The sequence below is a fragment of the Paenibacillus sp. FSL H8-0315 genome (assembly GCF_038005365.1).
GTDB classification, from domain to species: domain Bacteria; phylum Bacillota; class Bacilli; order Paenibacillales; family Paenibacillaceae; genus Paenibacillus_AQ; species Paenibacillus_AQ odorifer.
The window spans coordinates 777377-803885 of sequence record NZ_JBBOTA010000001.1 but is presented as its reverse complement, the minus strand read 5'-3'; the positions used below and the strand labels follow the sequence as shown (position 1 = coordinate 803885).

Genomic DNA, 26509 nt, shown 5'->3' with positions numbered 1-26509 from the left:
ATAGTCAAATGAGTATTAGGAAAATAGCGACTTGGGCTGAGCAATTACAAGCACAAAGCGCACAAATGAAGGCGCAGCTTAAAAAGAAGAATGATAAACCGTTCAAGAACTTTTTGCGAAAAATCGGAAATATTTTCATACTAATGATTCCTGCATTTGTTGGAGCGGGTATAATTGCGGGGAAGTATGATTTCGCAAATTGAGCTAGACTTAAATGAATTGCCAGAATCAGAGAAAAAAGTAGCGGAGTACATTCTTGCAAATGCTAAAGAAGTGCTGCATATGACCATGCATGAGTTAATGGAACAAACCTGAGCAAGTACTATATTAAGCATGGACGGACTTATTTATACTCTGACGCAGTAATCCGCACCATTGCAGATAAGAGGCGAGTCCTTTACCAACACAGAATTTCAAACAGATGTAATTGCCATAATTGAGTTGTCAGATGAGTAGCTTTGCGCAGCAAAAAAACTGGATAAATTGTTAATTTCACCCCTATAGTCACTAAAATCGATTATAATAAAATTTATGTTCAAGTCGATCACCTATCCTAAGTTAATAGGATCATCATACGCAAAAAGGCATAGTGCTCAATTGCCTATGCTATAAGGGTTATAGAGTTTTCAAATACACACTTATGTATAAGAGGAGGCGAATGATATGACGATAATGCCTGTTATAGTAATGATCTTTGTATTTGTACCTGCCATTGTACTCATGGTATGCATGCCTTATTTAACAAAAGAGACGATTAGTTTTGGGGTCACCGTCAGCCCTGTACAATTCCATAGTGAGCCTCTGCGCCAGATGCGGAAGTCATATGCTAGGATTAGTGCTACCGTGCATACCATCCTATTCATGGTTTGTATCCTCTGTCTAATATACGGTGATGAACATTCCAAGCAACAAAGTTGGATCATTGTCACTTATTCACTCGCCATGGTCGGAATCTCCCTAGTCATAAACATTAGCTATCATTTCAAAATGAAAAGTTTACTACCTATGCTGCCTATTGCTCTGGAACCATCGATCATGGCAGTGGACACTGGATTTCGGAAAAGAAACATTGGCTTGTCTAATAATTGGTTCCTCATTCATGTTTTAATTACTGTTGTTAGTATTGTAACTGTGCTGCGCAACTACGATCTGATTCCTGATCAGATTCCGATCCATTACAACAGCAGTTGGAACGTAGACCGCTATGCAGCTAAATCTTTTAGTTCTGTGTTTATGCCTACGATCATGCAAGTGTTCATAACACTTTTGTTCATATTTGAGAATTGGAGTATTCGCAGAGTAAAGCAGCAGGTTCAACCCAATGATCCTAACCGTTCGATCAGACAAGACGCAGCTTACCGCCGTACTTGGTCATATTTTATGCTTACAGCAAGCTTCTTAATAGTTATCCTGTTTTCCGTCGTGCAACTAAACATGATATCTCTGCTTAACATGAGTTTCGCTATCCCTATTATCCTAATCATAATAGCCCTTGTCATCCTATACGCCTTGGCCTTAACGTTCTGGGCTGGTCAGGGCGAAAGCCGCTTGGAGCGATCTGCCGATAGCTCCAATGTCAGACCTGTCCATGACGATGATAAATGGCGATTAGGTATGATTTATTTCAATCGCAAAGATCCAAACCTAATCGTCAAGAAAAGGCTCGGAGTCGGCTGGGGATTAAATTTCGGTCACCCAGTAAGCTGGCTGTTTTGGCTCGGAATTATTGTACTGTTAGTTGTGGTGCGGTAACAAGGCTTGGAGGTTAATACTCACCGGAGTATAGGCGAAGTTAGAGTTTCGAAACAGAATATGTACCGAAAAAAACGCCTAAAGGGCGTTTTTTATTATCTTTAAGGATCTCAGTAATATCTTTTTTGAATTAAATCGCATCTTAAAGAGTATTTCTCGTATTAATATCTCTTTGTTACAATCAGATTGTTATCTAAAGGAGGGTATAAAATGAACTATCGTAAATTAGGAACGAGTGGCTTACATCTAAGTGAGATTGCTTATGGTAATTGGATTACACATGGTGCTCAAGTGGACAATGATACTGCCCATGCTTGTGTTCGCGCTGCATTGGATGTAGGGATCACAACATTTGATACTGCAGATGTATATTCCGATACGAAAGCTGAGATGGTGCTGGGCCAAGCATTAAAAGGAGTGCACAGAGCTGATATCGAATTGTGTACCAAGGTGTGCCATCCCACAGGGACGGGACGTAACGCAAGAGGTCTGTCTCGCAAGCATATTATGGAGGCGTGCCATGCTTCACTGAACAGATTACAGACCGATTATATTGATATCTATTATGCGCATCGCTTTGACGCATCAGTATCCCTTGAAGAGACCTTTTTGGCTTTTTCGGATCTGGTGCGTCAAGGTAAGGTTCTCTATGTCGGGATAAGTGAGTGGACGGCGGATCAGATAGCAGAAGGTGCTATTTTGGCGAGGGAATTGAAGGTGCCATTGGTGGCTAGTCAACCTCAATATTCGATGTTATGGCGTGTGATGGAGACGGAGGTAGTTCAAGCTTGTGAGCGGGAAGGGATTGGACAGGTGGTCTGGTCACCGCTTGCTCAAGGGATTCTTTCAGGCAAATATATGCCAGGTCAACCATTGCCAGAGGGTTCTCGTGCTTCAACAGCTGCGGGCTCACCATTTATGAATAAATTGGCGGGGCAGTGGCTTCGGACTGAGGTGCTTGAGGCGGTCTCGAATCTCTCTTCCATCGCCAGTGAAGTTGGGTTGACGCTTCCGCAGTTGGCTATAGCATGGGTGTTGCAAAATCCACAAGTCTCATCTGCAATTATTGGGGCATCCAAACCTGAGCAGGTTATAGAAAATGCCAAAGCTGCGGGAGTTCGTCTGGATAGGGAAGTGATGTTGGAAATCGATAGGGTGCTAGAAGGACTCGTTGAACGTGATCCTAGAAAAACGGGCTGAATATTATATCATTCACCATTAATAACTTCTGAACTCATTTGTCCTATGATCTCTAGTAACGCGGATAAGGAGGCACGATCGCAATCGGTTCTCCAAGCGGCATAAAGGGGAATCGATGGTGTGCTTTCTTCAAAGGGACGAAATGCGACACCTTCACGCTGAAAAATAGCAACTGATGAGGGCACAATGGAAACTCCAAGATTAGCAGCTACCAAGTTTACAATGGTGTACATCTGAATGGCTTCCTGTACAACATTCGGATACATGTCGTGTTGGGCGCAGAAGCTCATAATGAGGTCATGAAAAGGAGCTCCTAAATGACGTGGGAACGATATAAATGGCTCTAAAGCTAAAGAGCGAATGGATAACACCGGTAAATGAGCTAGGTGATGCTGCTCTGGCAAAACGGCAATAAGCGATTCATTGACTAAGGGACGATGCTCGATATGTTTGCCCGACTCTGTATAACGTACAAATCCAATGTGAATCGTTCCTTCATGTAAAGCCTGCCACTGCTGAGCAGACGTCATCTCATGTAATGTGAGTTGTACTTGTGGATAACGTTCCCGAAACATTTTTAACATATCAACCAATACTCCACCAGCTGCAGAATCTATAAATCCAATGTTCAAATGTCCGATAATTCCTTGATCGACTAATTGTGTTGTTTTAATAGAGCGTTCCAGTTGAGATAAAATGGATTTAGCCTCTTCTAGAAATACCGCCCCCGCTGACGTGAGACGAACTTGTCTTTTATTCCGTTCTAATAGTTTCACACCAATCTCATTCTCCAGAGCTTGAATTTGCTGGCTTAAGGGAGGCTGCGTCATATTTAGCTTCTCAGCTGCACGGTTAAAATGCAGTTCCTCTGCTACTGCGATAAAGTATTGTAATTTTTTTATGTCCATATTTTTCATTCTCCCTTGAAATGCTTCTCCAAGCAAGTATAAGGATCTTTGAACGAAAATGAAAGGAATGACATGTCGTCTCCTCACTTAAACTCTACCTCCCATCTTACTTTTAGACAAAAAAACATTTTTGCAGTCAAAGACATGATGTCTAAAAACGCATACATTTAAATAGAAAGTTTGAGGATCATGGGAGGTAATGAGGATGAAAAATAGAAAGATAATGTTTATGAGCCCACACCATGTGGAAACGGTTGAAGAGGAGCTTGTACTTAAGGCTTTAGGTGACCATGAGGTACTCGTAAAATTGATTTATTCGCTGATTAGTCCGGGAACGGAGATGGCAATGTTATCTGGCAAAGAGGATTGGGCAAAACTCCCGCTGTGTCCAGGTTATGCAAGCGTCAGTCGTATCGTAGAATGTGGTAAAGGTGTTCAGGAATTTCAAGCGGGCGATGTGGTTTTTCATTACGGAACTCATTGCGAATATCAAGTGGTTGAAGCTAGGGATGTTTTCATTCGAGTGCCGGATGCGCTAGACTTGAAATGGGTACCGTTTACCCGGATGGCTACGGTAGCTTTTACATCGATACGTGTGTCGGATATCGAACTTGGAGACAAAGTGAGTGTGACAGGTCTTGGATTGGTAGGCAATCTTGCAGCTCAATTGGCGCGTTTGCAGGGGGCTACGGTAATTGGTATGGATTTGTCCAAAGAACGGCTGCGGACCGCGCGTCAATGCGGTGTGGATTACACACTGGACAGTGGCGAAGGATTGGTAAAAGAGCAGATTATGACGTTAACTAAGGGCAAGGGTGTTTCCAGTCATATTGAGGCAACCGGTGTTTCCAAAGTTGGGGTTGATAGTCTTCAATACATCGGCTCACAGGGAGAAATCATCTTTTTGGGTAGCCCGCGTGGAGAATACAATACAGATATTACGGATGTGCTTAATTACTGTCATCTGTATAACCGGGGATGCATTACATTTAAAGGTGCTCACGAATGGCGTTATCCAACAGAGCCTAATTCGTTTGTGAAACATTCCTTGGTGCGTAATTCTGGCATTGTCTTCGAGCTTATGCAACAACAGAAGCTGCACATCGAACCTTTGATTAGCCATGTCATCAAGCCGGAGCAAGCTAGCGAAGCCTATGAGGGATTAAGAACCAACAAAGATCAGTATAATGGCGTACTGTTTGATTGGTCATAAAGGGGGAGAACGACGATGATAAGAGGATTAACAACAGCGGGTTTGGGAGAAATTGCTTCTAATGAAGAATATATCAGACTTGCGAGCCAATTCGGGTTTCAGGCCATAGACGTCAATCCATTAGAGTTGGTACAGCAGTATGGCAAGGATGGGGCCATCCAATTACTGGAAAGTCATGGCATCATGCTAGGATCATTTGGTTTAGAGGTAGATTGGCGCACGACAGAGGAAAGCTTTAGGGAAAGTCTGAAATCGCTTACGCTGATGGCTGAGGCCGCTGCTGCATTAAATTGCACCACATGCTGTACCTATATTTTGCCTTCGACAGATCTTCCGGTCGCATCGTTCATGATTGCAGCCACTAGACGTTTAAGACTATGTGCAGAAATATTAGGCGCCTATGGTATTTCGTTAGCCTTAGAGTTCGTTGGTCCTCATCACTTACGTACACAATGGGCAAATCCGCTAATCTGGACGATGCAAGATACGTTGGACTGGATGGATACAATTCAAGTGAGAAATATCGGTTTATTACTGGATTCCTATCATTGGCATACGAATGGATTAACGAGTGAGGACCTGCTGAAATTACAACCGCATCAAATTGCGTATGTCCATATTAATGATGCTAAACCTCTGCCGATAGAGGAATTGCTAGATTCCGATCGATTGTATCCAGGGGAAGGATCCATTGATCTTACCGGATTCTTGGGAAGCTTGAAAAAGATCGGATACAAGGGCGTTATCGCTCAAGAAGTGCTAGCGCCAGCTTCATCACAAAGTTCATCTGAACTATTTTCTCGTTCCAAAACAGGCTTCGATAAAGTATTCTCATCACTGGAAATCTAACCCCATCGAATCCAACATTGGAAGGAGCGTTAAGGATGAGTCTGTTCAAGGGTAGAATCGCTGCACACACCATCACTTGGGGGCAAGCGCATTTCAAAGCGTTGGAGGAAGTCTCCAGACTGGGTTTCACGGGGATTGAGCCGTGGGCGTCTTTTGCACTTCAATATGAAGAAAGTCCAGAACAATTACAAGAGCTCATGGCTGGGTACGGGCTGGAGATGACTGCGTTGTATGGAGGTACGGCTGGGGGACAGCAGCAAAAATTCGGCAATGCCGCGAACACTTCGAGTATCATTGACTACAATGTGCGACTTGCTAAAATCATAGCGAAGTGTGGAGCAGACATCCTTGTCCTAGGGCCAGGTGGCACTCGGGATCAACCCTCATCGCTGGAAGAATTGAAGGTTGCCGCAGCCACGATGAACGAAGTGGCGAAAAGAACCTATGCCTTAGGGGTAAAGACATGTGTTCATCCGCATTTGTGGACGGAATTGCAAGACGAGAAAGAAATTGTGATTGTGATGAGCCTGACAGATCCGCGGGTGGTATATCTTGCCCCGGATTCAGCACATCTGCTCGGAGCGGGGATGGACCCGGCATCTATCATCCGAACGTATCAGGACAGGGTAGCTTATGTTCATTTGAAGGACCTGACAGACAGGTCTGCCGCTACACTTGATACACAGCTTCCTCATTTTTGTGAGTTAGGCAAAGGATCTGTTGATCTACACGCAACTATTGAAGCGCTGAATGAAATTGATTATTCCGGTTGGATGACACTCGAAGTGGACGAATCGCTAAATAGCCCGTACAATACCATGGAAATCTGCCGAGATTATGTAGAAGATCACTTAAAGATTCCGGTTAGGATATAAAATAAGATCAATAAAATGTCAGAAGAAGGAGAAGATTCGAGGTGAATGAGTCGTGGATGAACAGCATTTCCCCTTATGTTCGAGTAGCCAAAGTCATGGAATCCTCCTTACTAGCAGGTGAATGGTTGGATCAAGATCACGTGTATACCTATATAGATCAGGGAGAGGCGGAGTTTTTCTTGAATGGGGTGAAGTTCCTGGTTCGAGAAGGGGATGTGCTGCTCATGCATCCATGCTTGCCCCATATAATTAGGTCCACCTCGGCTTTACCCTTAGTGCAGTATATCTTTCATTTTGATTTGTACGATAACGAGGATAAAAGCTCATCGGATCAAGCGGATGGACTTAGGCCCGGGATCCAGGATATCATGCCAAGTGAAATGCAGCTTGCTGATATTTATCCGCTATCTCATCTGCAGCTCCCAGATCGAATCGAATTGAAGAGAAGATTCATGCAACTGCAAAAAGAGCTGCTAGATCCAACGTACGGCGGGGTATTAATCAACAAGTCTATCTGTTTGGAATTGTTGTTTCTGTTCTTTAGAAATCAGAACCTGTCCAAAGGAACGGAAGGGAAGAGAACCAAAGGATGGCCTTTAATTGAAGGCGCCATTCATCACATGCACCAGTGTTATCAAGATCCGCAGTTAAGTAATGAATCTATCAGTAGGCATGTTGGGGTGACTGCCAATCATTTGTCGTATGTGTTCAAGACTCAGCTTGGGGTGACCATTCATAATTATTTGAAGCATGTTCGTATCGAGCAGGCTAAATTGAGAATCATTCAGGGAAAGCAAAATCTAACGGAGATTGCCGAAGATGTGGGGTTTTCTAGTATTCATCTGTTCAGTCGGACGTTCAAAACAAATGTGGGAGTAATGCCTAGTAAGTTCGCGGCGATGCGATCTGCTTTAATCAATAAATCACAATAAAGGAATCGACCATCTGCTCTTTGGGATGGTTGGTTTTTTTCCTCTGAACATAGGATTACATACGTCTATAGGCCTCTTAATATAGTATAATCATACTGTATTGCTCAAAGTTGGAGATAGGGATATAGCACTATTAAATACTATTGACGAATGAGGAGTCTATGAGAACTTCGGAGAATAAAATTAAGTTAAGTCATATGTTGTACATAGTAGTATTCATCTGCCTGCTGATTGCAATACGCTGGAGCTGGTACAATCATTTTACTCTGTCCAATCCTCCTGTAGTGGAGCAAGGTGTGCTCGATTTGCGGGGAGTAGACCTTGAATCACTAAGCTCCTTTCCATTGGATGGAGAATGGGAGTTTTATCCTGAACAATGGGTGAATGCCGCCAATGTGGATGGTGTTTTAAAAGGCCAGATGCTTCAGGTGCCGGGTAACTGGAATTCTGTATTCAATTCTGCTGAGCAAAAGAAGGCGTATGGATACGGAACTTATCATTTGCGGATTCTGCTAGATCGTCCCTTGTCTGAGCCACTTAGCTTTTGGTTCCAATCCATCTATACTTCTTCTGAAGTGGAGATTAATGGAACAATTCTCTCACGGTTTGGAGTGTTATCTGACGAGAAGGAAGAGCATGTTTATGTGACGAAAGCATTCTTAATCAGTTATACACCTACAGATCAGAAGCATCTGGATCTGTTTGTTCGGACGTCAAACTATGAGTCTCCACTAAAAGGGGGCATAATTCGGTCCGTGGAGTTTGGCATTCAACATGGGGTAGACACTATATACTGGAATTCCATTGGCTTGCAGCTAGTCGTAGGGGTCATGCTTCTTCTACATGGGTTGTATTTATTGATTATCTATCTGATGGATGTACGAAAAACAGAGCTGATTATTTTTTTCCTAATGATGGTCGCTGCGGCTGTATCCATTGGGGTTGAACATAATGGACTGTTGTTCAGGTTTCTTCATGTTGATTTTGCCTGGATGCTGAGGTTAAAGGTTCTTTCGTATATAGGGTTTTGTTTATTCCTTTTATTGATGGGAAGAGAACTATTGGGGAATCGACGGAAAGGCAAGGCGTTTTATAGTTACATCCTGTCAGTTCTCATTTTTACTTTATTTATTATTGTAGGTCCTGAAGAGGCAGTGTTATATATCATCGGAAAAGGGTATTACATGATCCTGTATTACGTTCCAGTGTGTTGGACGGTATATTATTTTTGGAAGATGGTAGCCTTACGAGCTGAAGGTGCTCTATTTTTATTGTTTTCAGTGTTAGCAGTACTAAATAATATGTTGTGGGGGGCTGTCTACTATGCCGGTAGCTCACAATTTATGTTTTATCCCGTAGATTTAATTGCTGCCCTTGCCGCATTTTCCGCCTATTGGTTTAGGAGATATTTTCATCAATCCCATCAAAATGTGTTACTGAACGCTCAATTGGCGGAATCCAATAAATTAAAGGACCGTTTTCTAGCCAATACGTCACATGAGCTGCGCACTCCACTGCATGGGATTATGAATATTGCCCAAAGTGTGTTAACAAGAAAAAAACATGTGCTGGATGAAGAGAGCCAGCGTGACATGGAATTGCTAATTATGGTCAGTCGCCGGATGTCGCTTATGCTGAATGACTTGCTTGATGTTGTGCGATTGCAGGATAAGCGGATTGTGATGAAAATAAAGGCGCTGCAAGTGAGGTCATTGGCTGAAGGTGTACTGGATATGTTACGTTTCTTAACCGGTGGGACGAAGGTGGAGCTTCGAATGTCTATAGATGAGAATCTGCCGCGTGTTTATGCTGATGAGGAGCGATTGGTGCAGATTCTGATTAATTTGGTTCATAACGCACTAAAGTACACCGAACAGGGAAGTGTTGAACTGGCCGCAGAACAAGTGGGTGGGGATGTATGGATACATGTTACGGATACAGGAGTAGGTATGGATGAAGCTTTGAAAAAGCGTGTTTTTATGCGCTATGAACAAGGGGCTTACGGTCAAGGCGGCATTGGGTTGGGGCTTAGTATCTGTAAGGAGCTGGTCGAACTGCATGGCAGTGAATTATTGCTGCAATCGCAGCCGGGTCAGGGAAGTAAGTTCAGCTTCAAATTACCTGTAGCTAAAGGGAGCCTGAAGTCATCTATTCCAGATGTTCATACAGAAAAAGATTCGGATCCATTGTCACCATTCAGTACGTGGATAACTGCGGAGAAATCAGCTATGGTGGCTGCCACCTATAACACAAAGGAAGTAGAGGCACTCTCGAAGCTCGATACAGACGCTGACATCATACATGTGCTAGCGGTTGATGATGATTCGGTCAATTTAAAAGTTCTGCAAAATATTTTATCAGATGGAGCCTATCGGATTGATACAACGACTTCAGCCCGTGAGGCGCTGGATATGTTGCATCATGAGCAGTTCGATTTGGTTATCGCTGATGTGATGATGCCGGGCATGTCTGGATATGAATTGACAAGATTGATACGCGAGCGGTTCACGATGTATGAACTTCCTATTATTCTATTGACCGCTCGCAGTGAGCAGGAGGATGTCTATGCAGGTTTCTTGGCTGGCGCTAATGACTATGTAACCAAGCCAGTAGATGCCATGGAATTGAAGTATCGTGCTTCGTCGCTCACTTCTATGAAGCAAGCAGTCAATGATCGTTTGAGAATGGAGGCTGCTTATTTACAAGCGCAGATCCATCCACATTTTCTCTTTAATACATTAAATTCGATTATGTCCTTGAGTGATTTTGACACTGTCAAAATGAAAGATCTTTCAGATGCATTCACTACTTATCTGCGGATCAGCTTTGACTTCTTAAATGCAGGCAAACTTGTTTCGCTGTCGCAAGAGCTGGAGCTGGTCGAGAATTATGTATATATCCAGCAGCAGCGTTTTGAGGAGAGGCTGCAGGTTGAATGGGAGGTAGACGCGAATCTACAGCTTCTAATTCCTCCGCTGACCATTCAGCCACTGGTCGAGAACGCCGTCCGGCATGGGATCTTAAGTCGGGCAAAAGGTGGAACCTTGCGTATTCACATCGAGACACATGCGGAGGCTGTTCATTTTATCATTGCTGATACGGGGATTGGAATGGATGAAGCTCAAGTCAGTAAGTTATTGCAACCAAAAAGTCTTAAGGATCAAGGAATTGGGCTCCTTAATACAGATCGGAGATTAACACAATTATATGGACAAGGCTTGAAGATTCAAAGTATTTCTGGGGTGGGAACTACGGTATCTTTCATTATTCCTGATTAGGAGGGTTATAAAACCATCCTTTTCTGTCCAGCTGTAATTGAGTGGATGTGATTTGGATGATCAATTCTTCCACAGCGGATAAGGTTGCAACTATACAGACAATGGTTGTCCAAATGGTGTGGTTACTATGGGAAAGCCATATAGGAGTTACAAATAAGAGAAGCCCGGTGAGTTTATTGCCGTAGGTATGGATACTTGCGTAAGTTTTGAATCTGCGGAGGGCAATCCCTGTCGATGTTATGCGGATGGCCGCGATCAAGAAGATCCATAGGATGAATTCGAGGGTAAGACCCAGATACGGATACAAAGTAAATAAGCAGATCCCGATTAGTATCGTGTCGGCAGCAGAATCCAGCTTTGCTCCGAGATTACTTGTTGTGCCTGATTTTCGGGCAATTGGACCATCTATCAGATCGGTGACTCCGCAAAGGATATAAATTGCAAGAAAGGCCGAACTTAGCGGCTCGAAGAATAACAGCATTATTGCCAAAATAATTCTGCCAAGTGTAATACAGTTAGGTATAACTTTCAACTTCAATCCCACCTTTGTTCATGACCTCATTTAATTCTATTGTACCAGAGGAAGAGTATATGCTATTTGGAAAAGGATTATAAGATAGTATTGAAGAAGTAGTGAAGTAGAAGTATAGATTAGGATTCTAGCGGTAAATTAGGAGGGATTTTATGAAGCAGAATACAAACTTAAAGGTACATACATTAGCTGATATCGAACATCTGAAAATTCACGGCAGAACAACAGGGTCACTTTCTCCACTAACGTTATTTTGGACAGGCAGTGCGGTCGAATTAAATGTTAAAAGCTCTGAGCTATGGCTTGAAGTAGAAGCAGATTATGATGTTTATGAACCCTGGATTAGCATCCTGATCAATTCCGTTCCTGTTAGCAGACAAATGTTAGTAGCAGGCAGGTATTGGATTTGTGTATTTAGAGGCATGAATGATCGTGTTGTCAACAATATTCGTATTGTAAAAGATGTGCAGGCAATGAGTGGAGATCCTGGCTGCTCTTTGCAGATACATGCGGTGAAGATGGATGGAAAATTCCTGCCGGTTGCGGACAAACCCCACAAGATAGAGTTCATAGGTGACAGCATCACATCCGGAGAAGGAAGTATAGGTGCCAAGGCTGAAGAAGATTGGATTCCAATGTGGTTTAGCGCCATCAACAACTATACCAGAATGACAGCAGATGCTTTAAATGCAGAATATAGAGTTATTTCTCAAAGTGGCTGGGGAGTCCTTACTAGCTGGGATAATAATCCGCACGGTAATATCCCTGATTGTTATGAGCAGGTTTGTGGTCTTCTAACTGGAGCAAAAAACGAAGCTTTAGGAGCTTTTCAAGAACATTCTTTTGAAACCTGGCAGCCAGATGTTGTGGTAGTTAATCTAGGAACAAATGATGGGGGCGCCTTTCAATCGCCAGAATGGAAAGATGAGGTAACAGGGGAGAGCCATAAACAACGCTTAAATGAAGACGGGACCTATCATGAGGATGATATACAAGCTTTTGTCGATGCCGCTGAGAAATTTCTGATGAAGCTTAGAAAAAATAATCAACATGCACATCTCGTATGGGCATATGGGATGCTTGGTATCCCGATGATGCCAGCGATCTACCGGGCGGTCGATGTTTATAGCAAGAAAACAGGGGACAAGCAGGTTTCTGTATTGCAGCTTCCAAATATGACGGATGAGACCATAGGGGCAAGAAGTCATCCGGGAGCATTAGCTCATGAACAAGCGGCAAAAGAGTTGACGGGGTATTTGAAAGGGATTCTAGCGAGCGAAAGTTAATGAGGAATTCATAAAAAAACAAGCCTGAGCGAAAGGATCACGCTCTGGCTTGTTTTTATTTACTTTAGTCTATTTGGTAGATACAGACTTGAACCATTCGTTAACTTCTTTGGTGATTTGATCACCACCATTTGCTTTCCAGTTGGAAACAAAGGAGTCAAAGGCATCTACAGGTAGCTTACCGTAAATGATTTTGTTGAAGGTTTCCATTTCGGATTGACGAAGCAGATTCCATTTGGATACCATCGTTGGTGTCGCAGCGCCAGTGAAATAGTTCTGTCTACGAATGTCTATTTGTGACATAACAACTTTTGCAGCGGCCCAGTTTTCCGGTTTACGGAACTCAGCCATTTGTTTTTCATAAGGAGTTACAGGGGTTTCACCATCAGCAAGTTTAACCAATGTCTTCATGAACAGATCAGGAATACGAGCCGGTCCAGTTAAGAAAGGAAACTCATTGGAGAAGTCTTTAATCTTCTCTTTATCACTAGTAGGCTTTCCATCAATCATGTCCCAATCGTAGCCTTTAGCAAAGCCGTATTCAAATTCACTACCAGCTGCTGGATTAGCTAGGTTATCAAGCAAGTAGTTGTAGTATAAGAAAATTGCTTCAGGGTGCTTAGCATCTTTGTTAATCATGATACTAGCGTTTACCCCAGAGTTCTGCCATTTGGTACCGATGAGTCCGTCTGGACCTGCTGGAACCGGATAAGCTTTGATCTTCGCTCCAGGTACATTTTTCATAAGATCGGGAGCCGGCCAGTCTGGAACCCAGTTTGCCCCTGGTAGAATACCTGCGGCGCCTTTTGTCCAGCTTTCAGCAGATTTACCTTCATCCCAAAGTGCAGAGTCTGTGTGAATATAACCTTTGTCCATCCACTCACTAAGCTTAGCAAGGGCTTGTTTAGCACCAGGGTTAATGGAACCGTATTCTAGATTGCCGTCGGCATCTTTATTCCATTGTTCCTCAATCGTACCGTAAGCACCGAATAACCAGTCGAGTTGGCCCATCCAGGTGTTTGTATTATTTTTCAAAGAAATCGCAAGTGGGAAAACATCTTTAGGTGCTAGACCGTCAGGGTTTTCGTTCTTAAATTTGTCCATGATATTCTCAAGATCGGCGATTGTTTTTGGAGCCTGAAGGTTCAGCTTTTCCATCCAATCTTCACGTAACCAGAGAAGAGTATCGTCATTATCAGTATATTCAAGGATCGGCATATTGTATTTCTTACCGTCTTTTGTGAATGGATACCAAAGTTCTGGGTGTGCTGCAGCATGATCTTTTAGAATTTTATTAGCATATTTGTCGAACAACTCATCGATAGCAATGAACTGACCGGAATCAATCAGTTGATTGGTCAATACTGCATTGGTTGGTACAGAAACGAAGTCAGGCAGCTTTTCGCCAGAAGCAATGGCAAGCTGAAGCTTTTGTCTGTATTGATCGTCATTGGCAGGATACCAAGTATCTTTATGCTTCATGCCCAGTGTTTCCAGCATCCAGCGATCGTGAACATTGTTTTCTTTGGTATCACCTTGAACATATTTCTTCGGCATCAATACCGAACTGAACTCGATGGGTGGATCGTATTTACCTTTTTCAAAAGCAGCATCTGCTTCAGATAAACTAGTCTCAGACGATGTGGTATTGTTTTGTTTGGCGTTTTCATTATTTCCGCCGCCACTGCCACAGGCTGTGAGTGTGATAAGTGCTGTGACCGTTAACAACGACCACATTTTTTTGAACTTGATCATTCTTTAATTCCCCCTACTGTGTATGATCTTTACAAGTGTAACTTTAACAACTAGTCGGGGATGGCATCTATATGAGATTTTTAGTTTCGATAGGACTCTATCATGCTATTTATTATTGTCTCGATATTCCTGCGGCGTTACTCCGAACTGTCGTTTGAACACTTTTATAAAATAAGCAGGGTCCATATAGCCAATCTCCATGCTGATTTCATAGACTTTTTTAGAGGTAGTCTTCAGCTTATGGCAGGCGCGATCCATGCGCAGGCGCGAGATATAATCGCTTATTCCTTCACCCGTTTCAATCTTATAAATTTTTGATAAATGAGTCGGATGGAGGTTTACATGGTCAGCCAGAACCCGTAATGAAACATCTAAATGCAGGTTTTTGTCTGTGAAATCTTGAATCTTTTTCACATATTCAGACCTGATGTCTTTAATTTCGTTAGACGTTCCCTCTTTCAATTTGCTCAGAATGCTCAGGGACCATTTTCTAAGTTTACCGATGGTCGAGAACGCTTCACCGCTTTGCAACCAACCGAGATCGTCTCCCGCTAAGTTAGCTAGAGTATGCCCATTTCGGTGTGCGAGATTCGTGAAGGATGCAGTGATTAAAAAACCGGCCTCCATGCAATGCTCCCACGATTCAGACCATTTCTCATCCAGCTCCGCGCAGACAGCGAGTAGTTTCTCTTGCGCAGCATCCCAATGCCCACTTTCAAGCAGGTGTATTAGTGTCGGCGGGGTGTAAAGGGCATCCAAAGGTCCTTGGGTAGTGGAAGGTTCAAATTCGCTGACCCGCATTACGAATTCGCGCTCGTCTCCCACGATCTGCCGGAAATAAGCTGTAGCCTGACGGAAACGGCTCGACACCTTCTCGGGAAACTGGAACCACTCGGTGATTACTATGGACAGGGAACCTTTCAGAAATTGCTTAACCTTATACTGAAGCTGTAAAGAAAGCTTTTCTAGGATGGTTTCTTTGCCGATGTCGGATCCTTTCTCTTTAAGCTGAAGCAGAAACACAAGATATCCATGTTCCTCTTTAACGCCCCAGACCTGCATAAACTCACCCATAATCTCTTCAGCCATATTGATGATGGCATATTCAATTAAGGTTTGATCATTATTGTTATAATGGCTAAATTCTTCTTCCATGCGTACAAGCATCAAAGCGCAATCGCCAGAATGGAAGGGCAAATCATAAGTTACGAGCTTCCGTTCCCATTCGCCAGCTTGAAATTGATGACCTTGCAAGGCATCAAGCAGCAGTTGACCACGTAAAAGCGGCAGATTCTCACGAAGGGTAAACTGGGTTCTTTTAAGCGAACTGATAAGTTCCCATTCTGTGTTCAATTGCTCGATGGCAGTTTTGACTGCACCGATAATTTCATCATCGGTAGGTGGCTTAAGCAAGTAATCGACGGCATTATGCTGAAGTGCTTTTTTGGCGTAATCGAACTCCGAATGGCCTGATAAAATAATACATTTAATCTTTTTATCACGTTTTCTTATCCGCTCTATTAATTCAATTCCCGTCATTTCGGGCATTTGGATATCCGAGATCACAATATCAATAGGGTTGGTATCGATAATTTGTAGTGCTTCACGTGCCGAATACGCTTTATGCACCTGTTCAATGCCTAGCGTATGCCAGGGTTTAGTCATGGCAAGATTATCTACCCAGTGTGCTTCATCGTCTACTATAATCATTTGCATGTTGTTATTCTCCTTGATGATTCTTAAATTTAGAATATTCATCCTCCGTAGGGATTTCCCAGATAATCTCTGTTCGGAAACCTCCAAGAGGGGATGGTTTAAAGGTTAGACAGGATTGATTGCCGAACAGGTGCATGATCCGCTGATTCGTATTCCAGAGCCCGCAGCCCATTTCTTCCTGCAATGGCTCCTGCATTTTACGATTCAAAGCTTCCAGCTGCTCCGGATTCAAGCCAGGTCCGTCGTCATCAATGTAGATCTTGCAGAAGCCGTTCGAAATCTCACCACTAATGCTGATCTCACCCGATGAATACGATTTGGCCACTCCGTGAATGACTGAATTCTCCACAATAGGTTGTAGCATTAGACGTGGCACAGACTGGCTTAACATGTTCTCAGGGATTTCGATATGATAATCAATTCTGGCATTGCGCAGCTTTTGAATATCCAAATAGTTGACGAGCAGCTTGATTTCTTCATCCAGTGACGCGGTTTCCCGTTCCATTCGGGTAGTATAACGGTAGTAAGCACTTAAATTATAAGCCATGGAGACGACAGCGTCCTCATCCTTCATTTGGGCCATATTGATAATATAACCAAGGCAGTTATAGAGAAAATGCGGATTGATTTGCGCCTGCAGTTGCTTAAGTGTAGCTTCGCGGGCACGGATTTTCTCATTGAACACATTCTCTATCAGGTCTTGAATTTGATGGGACATATCATTAAAGCGATGGAATAGAAACGAAAACTCGTTCCGGCCCTCGTTATGAAGACGTACAGAATAATCTCCACGCTGCACGCGCCGTAAGCCTTTAATTAGCTTTTTGATAGGATATTGAACATTTCTGTATAGTAATATGGAAGCGGAAATTCCCATAACAAACAGCAAAATCATCGAGATATAGAACAAATCCTGACTGAGCGAAATGGGTTTTAGGATTTGATATAGAGGGACAACATCTATTAAATTCCAATCCAAATAGGAGGACTTCACAGAGCTGACCAAGTAGTTCTTGCCATTGAGTTTGACTACATCCTGGGTAGTATTCTCAGGTGAGTGTTTATCCAGGTAACGAATGAGTTCTTCAGATAGCTGCTTGTCCGCACTGCGATTCAGAATTGGCGAGTTCCCTTTATGATAGAGAAAAGGATCACCTTGTCCACCTTCCTTGTACGTATCCAGCATGTTCTGAATATTCTCATAACTGAAGCTGGCCTCAATCACCAAGTTGCTTCCCGTCAACATCCCCGGCTGAGCTAAGGAATCTGTATAGAACCAGTAGAAGGATTTTAACTCGTCTTTAGATTCCAAGCTGTGATCGCCATACGTCCATTTTCCACTCATATTTCTTTTTAAGTAATCCTCATCATACCCAAATGCTCGATTGTAGTTGGAGATGACATCTTTATTTTGCTGTGAATGTACGGCATATCTGGCAGGCCAAATATCTGCAACCCCGGATTGAAGCACCATCTTTTCCTGAATGACATACCGGGTCTGCATCTGATCATATCGATCCGCCCAAATGTTTAATCCGTTGAAGGCTCTGACATTGGGATCTCTAGAAAGGATAAGGGTGAAGTCCATCATCTGATTAATACGCGAATCAATTTGACTGGACAGAAAAGTGAGCTGCTTCGTATTGGACACCTGCAGCTCTTTGCTTACAACATCGTATGTGACGTTATTTGAAAAGGTATACATGATAATAATGGGGATGAACAAGAGTATGATCAGGCAGTTTATTTTGGCAAACAAACTAAACCGGGATTGTGTTAATTCTCTCAGGGATGTAAAGCGCTTCCAAATATTCATAAATGTACCCTCCAGATGATGTCCTAATAAAACCATATCAAGCCTAACAATGTTATATAGTCAAACCTGAGAAACGCCTGATACTATTTATAGCAGAGATCCCCATCACACACAAAATATTTTTTTTGGGAACAGGAGAGAGCTATGGAGGCTAATTCAATACAGCAGGTAGGCCTGGAAAATAAACCAAGTATAAAAAGAAAAAGAAAAAAAGGCTATAAACAACCATGGGTGCTCCACTTCATGGTATTACCGGCGGCAATTATGGTTTTTATTTTTTCTTATATCCCCATGTCAGGAATACTCATGGCATTTCAGGATTATAAGCCTGCATTAGGATTTTTTGATTCCGAATGGGTCGGACTTAAGCATTTTAGGTACATGTGGGAGAACGATTACTTCCTGCAAATTACCTGGAACACACTGTTTTTTGCTTGCTCCAAAATTGTTTTGAACCTGATTATTCCTTTTATATTCGCCTTGTTGCTTAATGAGGTAAGGAATATGGGCCTTAAAAGATCTATTCAAACACTCGTCTATCTACCGCATTTCTTGTCATGGGTTACCCTTTCAGGAATTCTGATCGATATCCTAGCACAAACAGGGATCGTGAATCAGTTTATTTCGTCCGTTTTCGGCATAAAACCGATCTTTTTTCTAGGGGACGGCAACTGGTTCCGATTTACCATCATAGCCAGTGATGTTTGGAAAGAATTTGGTTTCAACACGATCATTTTCCTAGCTGCGCTATCCGGCATTAATCCATCACTTTATGAAGCTGCTGAAGTGGATGGGGCAGGTCGCTGGAAGCAAACGATGTATATTACCATACCAGCACTTATTCCAATTGCTATTGTAATTGCGACCTTGGCACTGGGCAATGTATTGAACGCCAACTTTGACCAGGTATTTAACCTATATAGTCCTTTGATCTATCAACAAGGGGATATCATTGATACCTTTGTATATAGAGAAGGTCTTCTCAGCGGACAATTCAGCTTTGCGACCGCAGTTAATCTTTTTAAATCAGCAATTAGTTTAATTCTAATCGTTATTTCATACCGACTTGCCTATAGATTTGCAGGGTACAGAATTTTCTAGAAAGGATGACAACAAATGTACCATAAAACCCTTCCATATCGAATATTTAGCATATTCAATAATGTGCTCCTAACTATCCTTTCGGTGCTCTGCTTGCTGCCATTGTATCACTTACTCATGGTATCTCTTAGTGCGTCCGCCCCAGCCAATGCTGGGTTGGTCACCTTTTGGCCAATTGGCTTCACTTTGGAGGCCTATGCAAAAACTTTTAACAACACTAATTTTCTTACATCCCTGTGGGTGTCGGTAGAGCGGACAATACTAGGAACAGCACTTGCACTGGTAGTAAATACGGTTGCAGCCTATGCTCTTTCTAAGGAAACTAGAGTTTTCCGGGCGCGTAATATCTATCTTTGGTATTTTGTCGTAACCATGCTGTTCAGTGGGGGTCTGATTCCGGGATATATCCTGATTCTAAAGCTCGGGCTGATGAATTCTTTGATGGCACTTATCCTACCTGGATTGGTAGCCGTATTTAACATCATTTTGCTGCTGAACTTCTTCCGTGGTGTACCTAAGGACCTTGAGGAAGCAGCCTTTATTGATGGAGCAGGACATTTTAAGACCTTTTTGAAAATATATTTACCAGTCTCCTTACCAGTCATTGCAACAGTTTCCCTATTCATGATGGTGGGCCATTGGAACTCTTACTTTGACGGTATAATCTATATCAGAGATTCGGATAAGCTGCCACTGGCGACGTTTATGCAGACCATTATCGTTCAGGCAGATATGTCCAAGCTTGATCCGTCAGCTGTAGCTAACTTGTCTCAACGAACCATACGGGCTTCACAGATTTTCATAAGTGCGCTACCAATATTGTTGGTTTATCCATTCCTGCAACGTTATTTTGTGACAGGGATTGTAGTCGGAGCAGTAAAAGAATAGTCAAAAAAGAGGGAGTTACTGGACTAGTCCATGTAGCTCCCTTTTTTTGTAGGTATGGCATGCAAATAAGCATTCCCAGATGAATTGCGCCTTCTAAAATACGGTGCTATACTTTTGGCATGAAATATGCTCGGAGGTGGTACAGTGCTAATGTTGAAATGCCCATTAGCTAGAAGTTCCTCACGCAAAGCCTAATATAGGGCGATACTTTGCGTGAGGTGCGATGGATGGATATATCGCCCAACTTAATTTTATCGTTTCTATAAATGGGCTTTGCACCTTATGAACTTTTAATATAAATAAGGGGCTGAAAAGCGATGTGTACACCATTTATTAGAAACCATCAATATAACTTAATTAAGAAACAAACGAAATTTGTTCTGCATACCCTGCGAACCGTTGCGGATCGTAGAGTCTTGGAGACTGTAAGATATAGTGCTGCTACGAACATTATTGAGGCATTTCCTTCTCTTACGGAGAATCACAAGCAGATGCTGGAACAAATATCGACCTTCGAAACTGCAGAAGATTTCCAGAGATATCTTAGTGAATTAGAACCATACCTAGAGTCATATCCGACGATTACGCTGAAGCAGATTCAGAAGCTATTCCCTAAGAATAAGAAACTGAAAGTACCTGATCTACAACTCATCGACTATCGCAACATAACGTATTTGAGTTGGATAGATATTGCCAGTAATAAATTATTCATTATCTATCCGTACGAAGGACAGTTCATTGGTATTGAGGGTAGAATCACACCAACGCACAAAAAAGGGTACTGCATGTTCTGCAATCGGCATCAAGAGCTTGCATTCTTTTATGTTAAGACCAAGAATGTGAACGTTTCGCCGGATAATATTTCTGCTGTGGGTCAATACGTATGTCTGGATAATCAGGAATGTAATCGGAGCATAACCGATACAGCTAAGCTTGAGAGGTTCATTCTCTCTGTCCGCAAATAATGTTTAGAAAAGGCTCCCTTAGTGGGAGCCTTTTTTGTTAAAAATATTGTCAGGATTTAGACAATCCGTTTCATTGAAGCAATGAGGCACGACATTAGTGGATATAATGAGATTCAAGAGCTGAATAAATAATATAAGCGTTTACAAACAGAGAATTCGAGTGGTTATAAAAATAGTCAGAAAATTTCCATATGACGTGCTTTGTTACTTAAGCTATAATGAGGTCTAAAAAAGAAAACGGGGCGTTATAATGAATCAAATGAAGGGTAACAAAAATCTTCTCTCGGAGAAGGAGGAACGCTTCTCTTCCGCGGGCTTTATTTTTGCCGCCATCGGCAGCTCGGTTGGGCTAGGGAATATGTGGAAGTTTCCTTATATTACAGGAGAAAATGGGGGGGCAGCTTTTTTCCTGCTTTTCATCGTCTGTTTAGTGCTGATAGGGTTACCGGTGCTGTTGGCAGAACTGGCTATCGGACGCAGCGGGCGTGGTAGCGCGGCGACCTCTTTTATGCGGGCTGGAGGCGGGAAGAGTTGGTTTGCAGCTGGAATGTTGCAGGTACTTGCGCCGTTTCTAATTCTCTCCTTTTATATTATTGTTGCTGGCTGGACGCTGAACTATTCGATGATTGCTTTTAATGGACAACTATTCAGCACTACTGATTATGCAGGCGAATTCAATTCGTTTGTCTCTGGATATATGCCGATCGTTTGGCAGGGGATAGCCATTCTGATTACGGCGGGTGTAGTCATCCTTGGCGTATCAGGCGGGATTGAGAAATTTAACAAAGTATTAATTCCTGGTATGGTCGTACTCCTTGTAGTGTTAATGATTCGCGCAGTAACCTTACCGGGTGCATCCGCAGGGGTATCTTTTTTCCTAAAACCGGACTTTTCAGTGTTGACAGCGGAATCTGCGCTAGTTGCATTGGGACATGCCTTCTTTTCATTATCGCTCGGGATGGGGATTCTCCTGACTTACGGATCTTATGTTGATAAAAAACAATCGCTGGGTACCGCTGCAATCGCAATCGGTGCAGGAGATTTGTTATATGCTTTTATCGCAGGCTTGATTATTTTTCCGACGACGTTCTCATTTGGTATTGCTCCTGATCAGGGGCCTTCGCTGATTTTTATCGCTTTGCCAGCCGCTTTCTCGGCTATGCCTTTTGGTGCGCTTTTCGGCGGTTTGTTCTTTATCTTGCTGGCGATTGCTGCTCTAACCTCAGCTGTATCGCTGCTTGAAGTGCCTGTATCCTTCACAATGGAGCGCTGGAATTGGAGCCGGAAACGTTCGGTTTGGATTTTGACGCTGATCTGTTTCCTTCTTAGTATTCCTTTAGCGATGTCACTAGGGATGTTCCCGGAGCTAACGATTGGTGGCAAATCTCTATTTGATGGGCTGGATTTTATCACCTCTAACATTATGCTGCCGCTTGGAGGTCTGCTGATTACCATCTTCGCCGGTTATTTCTGGAAAGGTGCAGCGGAAGCCGCTGGACTACAGGCGCGCTGGTTCCGTGTTTGGCTGTTTATGCTCCGTTATGTGGCGCCGATCCTAGTGTTCCTAGTGTTACTCCATACCTCGGGGATTATTTCCTTCTAATTCTGAAATTTATTTATCCAAAAAAAACTCTACAACCCCTGAGGGTTGTAGAGTTTTTTTGTGTTGAAAAGAGGGGATTAAATTGATTTTTAATTCCTACTTGACTAGGTGGAATAATTGGAATATAGTATAAAAAAGCTTGAACGGTATGGAAGGGAATGTAACTAACCAATCCATTCTTAACTAATAATTGTATACAATTATACAAATATATTATTGGGATTCGGACCCCACAGATTATCGATGAGGAGCAGTATAGAAATGGCGATACGATCACGAAGGTTATCAAAGGATAATACCTACTATGAATTAAAACAAAAAATTATTGATAGCGAGTTTGAACCGAATCAACCTGTAAATGAAGAAAATTTGGCGGCCTTGCTCGGGGTCAGCCGCACACCTCTAAGAGAGGCGATACAGAGACTGGAGAACGAGGATTTTCTGGTTCGACAGCCAAATGGAAGACTGCGGGTAGCTTCAGTAACCCTTAAAGAGGTTGAAGAAATATTTCTTATTCGCAGCATGCTTGAAGGCTATATTGCAAGAAGTGCAGCTAAGCATGCCACAGAGAAAGATATTGTGAATTTAACGACGATGATTACAAAAATGAAACACTCGTTCCAGCTTGGTGATAATCAGAATTTTGTTACATATGGATTTGAGTTCCATGATTATTTGTCAGAAATCAGCGAACTAAAAACCTTCGAGAAGGTTCTGAATCAATTAAGAGATCATTCGCTTCGTTATTGTCGATTCGTCTCTATGCATGGGGATTGGAACACACAAGCGGATGAAGAACATGATCTTATTTTACAAATGATCGCTGCTAAAAATGAAGATGGTGCTGAAAAAGCCATGCAAGATCATATTTTAAGCAGTCTATCGACTGCGCTTGATCGCATCAAAGGGATTGAAGAAAAGCTGGAAGCATAACGAAAGGGGAGACATCACCTATGAAACCACTAAATGAGGTTGAGCAAGCTTTAGCTAATCAATTAATAAAGGTTCGCAGAAACCTGCATCGTGAGCCTGAATTAGCGTATGAAGAGTTTAAAACCACAACAAAATTACGGGAATGGCTGACCCAAGCCAATATTCACATCCTTGACTTACCTTTACAAACCGGACTCATCGCAGAGATCGGGCAGGGTCACGGACCCATAGTGGCCATTCGTTGTGATATTGATGCACTTCCCATAGAGGAACAAACTGAATTGTCCTTTGCCTCAGAGATCCCAGGAAAGATGCATGCCTGTGGTCACGATTTTCACACGGCTACTATTTTAGGTGCTGCATTATTATTAAAGGCTCGTGAAAATGAACTACCTGGAAAGGTTAGAGTATTGTTTCAACCCGCGGAAGAAACAGGGCATGGGGCGGAAAGTGTCTTAGCCTCGGGAGGACTCCAGGATGTGGCGGCTATATTTGGTCTCCATAATTCACCTGACTTGCCAACGGGAGCTTTTGGAACAAGAACAGGAGCTTTAACAGCCGGTGTTGACCGGTTTGAAATTACAATAAAAGGTGTCGGCGCTCATGCTGCTTATCCTGAAAAAGGTGTGGATACGATTGTAACTGCGGCTCAGATCATTACCGCACTACAAACCATCGTAAGTCGCCAAAACAGCACCACGGAACCAGTAGTGTTAAGTGTTACCCGAATTAATGGAGGCTTCACATGGAATGTATTGCCGGAAAAAGTCGAATTAGAAGGTACAGTAAGAACTTACAATGAAGAGATTCGCCGCAATATTCCAATACAAATGACTCGTCTTATCGAAGGGATTGCTGCGGGAGCTGGGGCAGAGGCCCAGTTACACTGGTATCCAGGTCCACCCGCAACGATAAATCATGGGGAATGGGCGGACTTTACCAAAGAGATCGCCTCAGATTTCGGCTATGAAGTACATGATATTCCTCCACAGATGGGTGGAGAAGATTTCTCTTTTTATTTACAACAGATACCGGGTGCTTTTGTGAATATAGGATCGGGTCCAGCCTATCCCTTACATCACCCTCGTTTCGATGTTGATGAAGCTGCGATATTGCCAGCTGCTAAGTACTTCGCTTTATTGGCAGAACAAGCGCTGGTGAAGCTGCAAGAGGAAGCTTAATCCTAAAGATGATTGAGGGGAATGGAAATGATTGAATTAAAGAATGTTTACAAATCGTTCACTCGGAAAGGGACAACTATTGATGCTCTTAAAGGAATCGATTTAAAGGTCGAGAAAGGCGATATATTCGGGGTTATCGGCTATAGCGGTGCTGGGAAAAGTACATTAATTCGTTTAGTCAATTATTTGGAAAGACCCACCAAAGGACAAGTTATGGTCGCTGGACGTGATTTGGGAACATACAACGATAAAGAGTTGCGTACCGCTAAGAAAAATATCGGAATGATTTTTCAACATTTTAATCTATTAGAATCAAAAAAAGTATTTGATAATGTGGCGATCCCTCTAGTTCTCCTAAAAAAGAATAAAAATGAAATCCGCCAGCGGGTAATGGAGCTGCTAGAGTTTGTTGGATTAAGTGACAAAGCGGGGAGTTACCCGAGTGAGCTATCAGGTGGTCAGAAGCAACGTGTCGGGATTGCCAGAGCGCTTGCCTCGAATCCGTCTATCCTTTTATGTGACGAAGCGACCTCTGCCTTAGATCCACAGACCACACATTCTATCTTACAGCTATTAAAAAAAATCAATGCTGAATACAACATTACCGTGATGATCATTACACATGAAATGTCCGTGATTCAAGAAATTTGTAACAAGGTAGCGGTCATGGAAGAAGGCCGGATTATTGAGCAAGGAAGTGTTCTAGATGTATTCGGAAGTCCAAAACATCTGACCACGCAAAATTTCGTGAAGACGGTTATTCAAAATAGCATGACCTCTAGCGTGCGGAAATCTATCAAAACAGAACCCGGAAGTCAGCTGTACAAGCTTAATTTTGTGGGAGCAAGTGCCTCTGAGCCTATCCTGTTTGAAATGATTCGCTCCTGCGATATAAAGGTCAATATTTTATTTGCGAATACGACGGAGATTCAAGAAACAACACTGGGAACAGTGATCATTCAATTCGATGGTGAGGCAGCAGAGATTAACAATGCATTATCTTTCTTAACAAGAAATGGAGTCGGTGTAGAGGAGGTAGAATCTAATGTTTTCGACCACAGTAACAGGTGATCAATTTCTGCAGGCGATTATAGAAACAATTCAAATGGTAGGGTTCTCCTTGTTTGTTGGTTCCCTGATTGGGATCCCATTTGGGATATTGCTTGTCATCACTCGTCCGGGTGGGGTTTTGGAGAACAAAGCGCTTTACGCCGTACTAAATCCAATTATCAACATCATTCGCTCATTGCCTTTTATTATTTTACTGGTTGCGATTGTGCCTTTCACACGATTGATTGTTCATACTTCAATTGGGACAAGCGCAGCGATCGTACCCTTGATTATCTATATCGCACCTTATATAGGACGGTTGGTAGAGAACTCACTGCTTGAAGTGAATCCGGGAATCCTTGAAGCCGCTGAGGCGATGGGAGCCACTCCTTTTCAAGTCATTTGGTACTTTTTATTGCCAGAGGCGGTTGGATCCTTAATCCTGTCTCTTACTACAGCGACGATTGGTTTGATAGGTGCAACTGCAATGGCTGGAACGGTAGGGGGAGGCGGCGTGGGAGACTTGGCGATCGTATATGGATACCAACGCTTTGACACTGTTGTCGTAGTAGCCACCGTGATTATCCTGATTATTTTAGTGCAAGGTATTCAATCTTTAGGCAACACGCTAGCAAGAAAAATTCGCCGTTACTAGTTACTACATATTCTGGGAGGG

General features: G+C 42.7%; 22 protein-coding genes. 17 read left to right on the top strand and 5 right to left on the bottom strand.

The annotated features are described in order from the left end of the window. Positions 1-186 precede the first annotated feature (186 nt). The 3 genes from MHB56_RS03415 (at position 187) to MHB56_RS03405 (ending at position 2952) form a co-directional block, all read left to right on the top strand. On the top strand, positions 187-315 hold the full coding sequence (locus tag MHB56_RS03415) for a hypothetical protein (RefSeq protein WP_081383209.1): 129 nt from the start codon (positions 187-189) through the stop codon (positions 313-315). A gap of 348 nt (positions 316-663) precedes the next feature. Continuing rightward, positions 664-1752, top strand: coding sequence for a DUF1648 domain-containing protein (locus MHB56_RS03410; RefSeq protein ID WP_248548598.1), 1089 nt, complete (start codon positions 664-666; stop codon positions 1750-1752). A gap of 210 nt (positions 1753-1962) precedes the next feature. Further along, positions 1963-2952, top strand: coding sequence for an aldo/keto reductase family protein (locus MHB56_RS03405; protein WP_076127171.1), 990 nt, complete (start codon positions 1963-1965; stop codon positions 2950-2952). 8 nt (positions 2953-2960) lie between these two features. Here the strand turns inward: MHB56_RS03405 and MHB56_RS03400 are convergent, their stop codons facing one another. Continuing rightward, the gene (locus MHB56_RS03400; RefSeq protein WP_248548599.1) at positions 2961-3860 is read right to left on the bottom strand and encodes a LysR family transcriptional regulator; all 900 of its coding nucleotides are present in this window, start codon (positions 3858-3860) and stop codon (positions 2961-2963) included. 205 nt (positions 3861-4065) lie between these two features. Between MHB56_RS03400 and MHB56_RS03395 the strand changes: the two genes are divergently transcribed. The 5 genes from MHB56_RS03395 (at position 4066) to MHB56_RS03375 (ending at position 11007) form a co-directional block, all read left to right on the top strand. Further along, on the top strand, positions 4066-5073 hold the full coding sequence (locus MHB56_RS03395; RefSeq protein WP_076127168.1) for a zinc-dependent alcohol dehydrogenase: 1008 nt from the start codon (positions 4066-4068) through the stop codon (positions 5071-5073). A 15-nt stretch (positions 5074-5088) separates the two neighbouring features. Continuing rightward, a complete protein-coding gene (locus tag MHB56_RS03390) occupies positions 5089-5922 on the top strand; it encodes a sugar phosphate isomerase/epimerase family protein (protein ID WP_076301669.1) in 834 nt (277 codons plus the stop codon). A gap of 35 nt (positions 5923-5957) precedes the next feature. After that, on the top strand, positions 5958-6797 hold the full coding sequence (locus MHB56_RS03385) for a sugar phosphate isomerase/epimerase family protein (RefSeq protein WP_341143258.1): 840 nt from the start codon (positions 5958-5960) through the stop codon (positions 6795-6797). A gap of 41 nt (positions 6798-6838) precedes the next feature. After that, on the top strand, positions 6839-7729 hold the full coding sequence (locus tag MHB56_RS03380; RefSeq protein WP_248548601.1) for an AraC family transcriptional regulator: 891 nt from the start codon (positions 6839-6841) through the stop codon (positions 7727-7729). Positions 7730-7890: 161 nt separating this feature from the next. Next, positions 7891-11007, top strand: coding sequence for an ATP-binding response regulator (locus MHB56_RS03375; RefSeq protein WP_341143257.1), 3117 nt, complete (start codon positions 7891-7893; stop codon positions 11005-11007). On the opposite strand, the gene MHB56_RS03370 is transcribed toward MHB56_RS03375, so the two are convergent. Next, positions 10994-11539 carry a CDP-alcohol phosphatidyltransferase family protein gene (locus MHB56_RS03370; RefSeq protein ID WP_076304574.1) on the bottom strand — a complete coding sequence of 182 codons (546 nt, stop codon included), beginning with the start codon at positions 11537-11539 and terminating at the stop codon, positions 10994-10996. The genes MHB56_RS03375 and MHB56_RS03370 overlap by 14 nt on opposite strands. 152 nt (positions 11540-11691) lie before the next feature. On the opposite strand from MHB56_RS03370, the gene MHB56_RS03365 reads away from it, so the two are divergent. Further along, the gene (locus tag MHB56_RS03365) at positions 11692-12825 is read left to right on the top strand and encodes an SGNH/GDSL hydrolase family protein (RefSeq protein WP_076182776.1); all 1134 of its coding nucleotides are present in this window, start codon (positions 11692-11694) and stop codon (positions 12823-12825) included. A 69-nt stretch (positions 12826-12894) separates the two neighbouring features. Here MHB56_RS03365 and MHB56_RS03360 read toward each other — a convergent pair whose 3' ends face one another. From MHB56_RS03360 to MHB56_RS03350, 3 genes are all read right to left on the bottom strand, one after another. Beyond that, a complete protein-coding gene (locus tag MHB56_RS03360; RefSeq protein WP_076127158.1) occupies positions 12895-14580 on the bottom strand; it encodes an ABC transporter substrate-binding protein in 1686 nt (561 codons plus the stop codon). Positions 14581-14685: 105 nt separating this feature from the next. Continuing rightward, positions 14686-16296 (bottom strand): response regulator transcription factor, encoded by a 1611-nt coding sequence (locus MHB56_RS03355; protein ID WP_076182774.1) that lies wholly within the window; start codon positions 16294-16296, stop codon positions 14686-14688. 4 nt (positions 16297-16300) lie between these two features. Further along, positions 16301-18112, bottom strand: coding sequence for a sensor histidine kinase (locus tag MHB56_RS03350; protein WP_036688684.1), 1812 nt, complete (start codon positions 18110-18112; stop codon positions 16301-16303). A 144-nt stretch (positions 18113-18256) separates the two neighbouring features. On the opposite strand from MHB56_RS03350, the gene MHB56_RS03345 reads away from it, so the two are divergent. The 8 genes from MHB56_RS03345 (at position 18257) to MHB56_RS03310 (ending at position 26488) form a co-directional block, all read left to right on the top strand. Further along, positions 18257-19213 carry an ABC transporter permease gene (locus MHB56_RS03345; protein WP_036688682.1) on the top strand — a complete coding sequence of 319 codons (957 nt, stop codon included), beginning with the start codon at positions 18257-18259 and terminating at the stop codon, positions 19211-19213. A gap of 15 nt (positions 19214-19228) precedes the next feature. After that, positions 19229-20101 (top strand): carbohydrate ABC transporter permease, encoded by an 873-nt coding sequence (locus MHB56_RS03340; protein WP_036688680.1) that lies wholly within the window; start codon positions 19229-19231, stop codon positions 20099-20101. A gap of 317 nt (positions 20102-20418) precedes the next feature. Continuing rightward, positions 20419-21066 (top strand): FusB/FusC family EF-G-binding protein, encoded by a 648-nt coding sequence (locus MHB56_RS03335; RefSeq protein WP_036688678.1) that lies wholly within the window; start codon positions 20419-20421, stop codon positions 21064-21066. 250 nt (positions 21067-21316) lie between these two features. Then, positions 21317-22669, top strand: a complete 1353-nt coding sequence (locus MHB56_RS03330; protein WP_076127152.1) for a sodium-dependent transporter — start codon at positions 21317-21319, stop codon at positions 22667-22669. A gap of 261 nt (positions 22670-22930) precedes the next feature. Next, positions 22931-23602: a GntR family transcriptional regulator gene (locus tag MHB56_RS03325; RefSeq protein WP_052097124.1), complete on the top strand. Its 672-nt coding sequence runs from the start codon at positions 22931-22933 to the stop codon at positions 23600-23602. A gap of 20 nt (positions 23603-23622) precedes the next feature. After that, positions 23623-24783 carry an amidohydrolase gene (locus MHB56_RS03320; protein WP_341143256.1) on the top strand — a complete coding sequence of 387 codons (1161 nt, stop codon included), beginning with the start codon at positions 23623-23625 and terminating at the stop codon, positions 24781-24783. A gap of 27 nt (positions 24784-24810) precedes the next feature. Continuing rightward, positions 24811-25854 (top strand): methionine ABC transporter ATP-binding protein, encoded by a 1044-nt coding sequence (locus MHB56_RS03315; protein ID WP_036688670.1) that lies wholly within the window; start codon positions 24811-24813, stop codon positions 25852-25854. After that, positions 25829-26488: a methionine ABC transporter permease gene (locus MHB56_RS03310; protein WP_036688669.1), complete on the top strand. Its 660-nt coding sequence runs from the start codon at positions 25829-25831 to the stop codon at positions 26486-26488. Before MHB56_RS03315 ends, MHB56_RS03310 begins: the two co-directional genes overlap by 26 nt. Positions 26489-26509: the final 21 nt, after the last annotated feature.

Excerpts from the sequence above, each read along its gene's own strand:
- MHB56_RS03415 (WP_081383209.1), top strand. The coding sequence starts at position 187 with ATGATTTCGCAAATTGAGCTAGACTTAAATGAATTGCCAGAATCAGAG.
- MHB56_RS03410 (WP_248548598.1), top strand. The coding sequence starts at position 664 with ATGACGATAATGCCTGTTATAGTAATGATCTTTGTATTTGTACCTGCC.
- MHB56_RS03405 (WP_076127171.1), top strand. The coding sequence starts at position 1,963 with ATGAACTATCGTAAATTAGGAACGAGTGGCTTACATCTAAGTGAGATT.
- MHB56_RS03400 (WP_248548599.1), bottom strand. The coding sequence starts at position 3,860 with ATGGACATAAAAAAATTACAATACTTTATCGCAGTAGCAGAGGAACTG.
- MHB56_RS03395 (WP_076127168.1), top strand. The coding sequence starts at position 4,066 with ATGAAAAATAGAAAGATAATGTTTATGAGCCCACACCATGTGGAAACG.
- MHB56_RS03390 (WP_076301669.1), top strand. The coding sequence starts at position 5,089 with ATGATAAGAGGATTAACAACAGCGGGTTTGGGAGAAATTGCTTCTAAT.
- MHB56_RS03385 (WP_341143258.1), top strand. The coding sequence starts at position 5,958 with ATGAGTCTGTTCAAGGGTAGAATCGCTGCACACACCATCACTTGGGGG.
- MHB56_RS03375 (WP_341143257.1), top strand. The coding sequence starts at position 7,891 with ATGAGAACTTCGGAGAATAAAATTAAGTTAAGTCATATGTTGTACATA.
- MHB56_RS03365 (WP_076182776.1), top strand. The coding sequence starts at position 11,692 with ATGAAGCAGAATACAAACTTAAAGGTACATACATTAGCTGATATCGAA.
- MHB56_RS03360 (WP_076127158.1), bottom strand. The coding sequence starts at position 14,580 with ATGATCAAGTTCAAAAAAATGTGGTCGTTGTTAACGGTCACAGCACTT.
- MHB56_RS03355 (WP_076182774.1), bottom strand. The coding sequence starts at position 16,296 with ATGCAAATGATTATAGTAGACGATGAAGCACACTGGGTAGATAATCTT.
- MHB56_RS03350 (WP_036688684.1), bottom strand. The coding sequence starts at position 18,112 with ATGAATATTTGGAAGCGCTTTACATCCCTGAGAGAATTAACACAATCC.
- MHB56_RS03345 (WP_036688682.1), top strand. The coding sequence starts at position 18,257 with ATGGAGGCTAATTCAATACAGCAGGTAGGCCTGGAAAATAAACCAAGT.
- MHB56_RS03340 (WP_036688680.1), top strand. The coding sequence starts at position 19,229 with ATGTACCATAAAACCCTTCCATATCGAATATTTAGCATATTCAATAAT.
- MHB56_RS03335 (WP_036688678.1), top strand. The coding sequence starts at position 20,419 with ATGTGTACACCATTTATTAGAAACCATCAATATAACTTAATTAAGAAA.
- MHB56_RS03330 (WP_076127152.1), top strand. The coding sequence starts at position 21,317 with ATGAATCAAATGAAGGGTAACAAAAATCTTCTCTCGGAGAAGGAGGAA.
- MHB56_RS03325 (WP_052097124.1), top strand. The coding sequence starts at position 22,931 with ATGGCGATACGATCACGAAGGTTATCAAAGGATAATACCTACTATGAA.
- MHB56_RS03320 (WP_341143256.1), top strand. The coding sequence starts at position 23,623 with ATGAAACCACTAAATGAGGTTGAGCAAGCTTTAGCTAATCAATTAATA.
- MHB56_RS03315 (WP_036688670.1), top strand. The coding sequence starts at position 24,811 with ATGATTGAATTAAAGAATGTTTACAAATCGTTCACTCGGAAAGGGACA.
- MHB56_RS03310 (WP_036688669.1), top strand. The coding sequence starts at position 25,829 with ATGTTTTCGACCACAGTAACAGGTGATCAATTTCTGCAGGCGATTATA.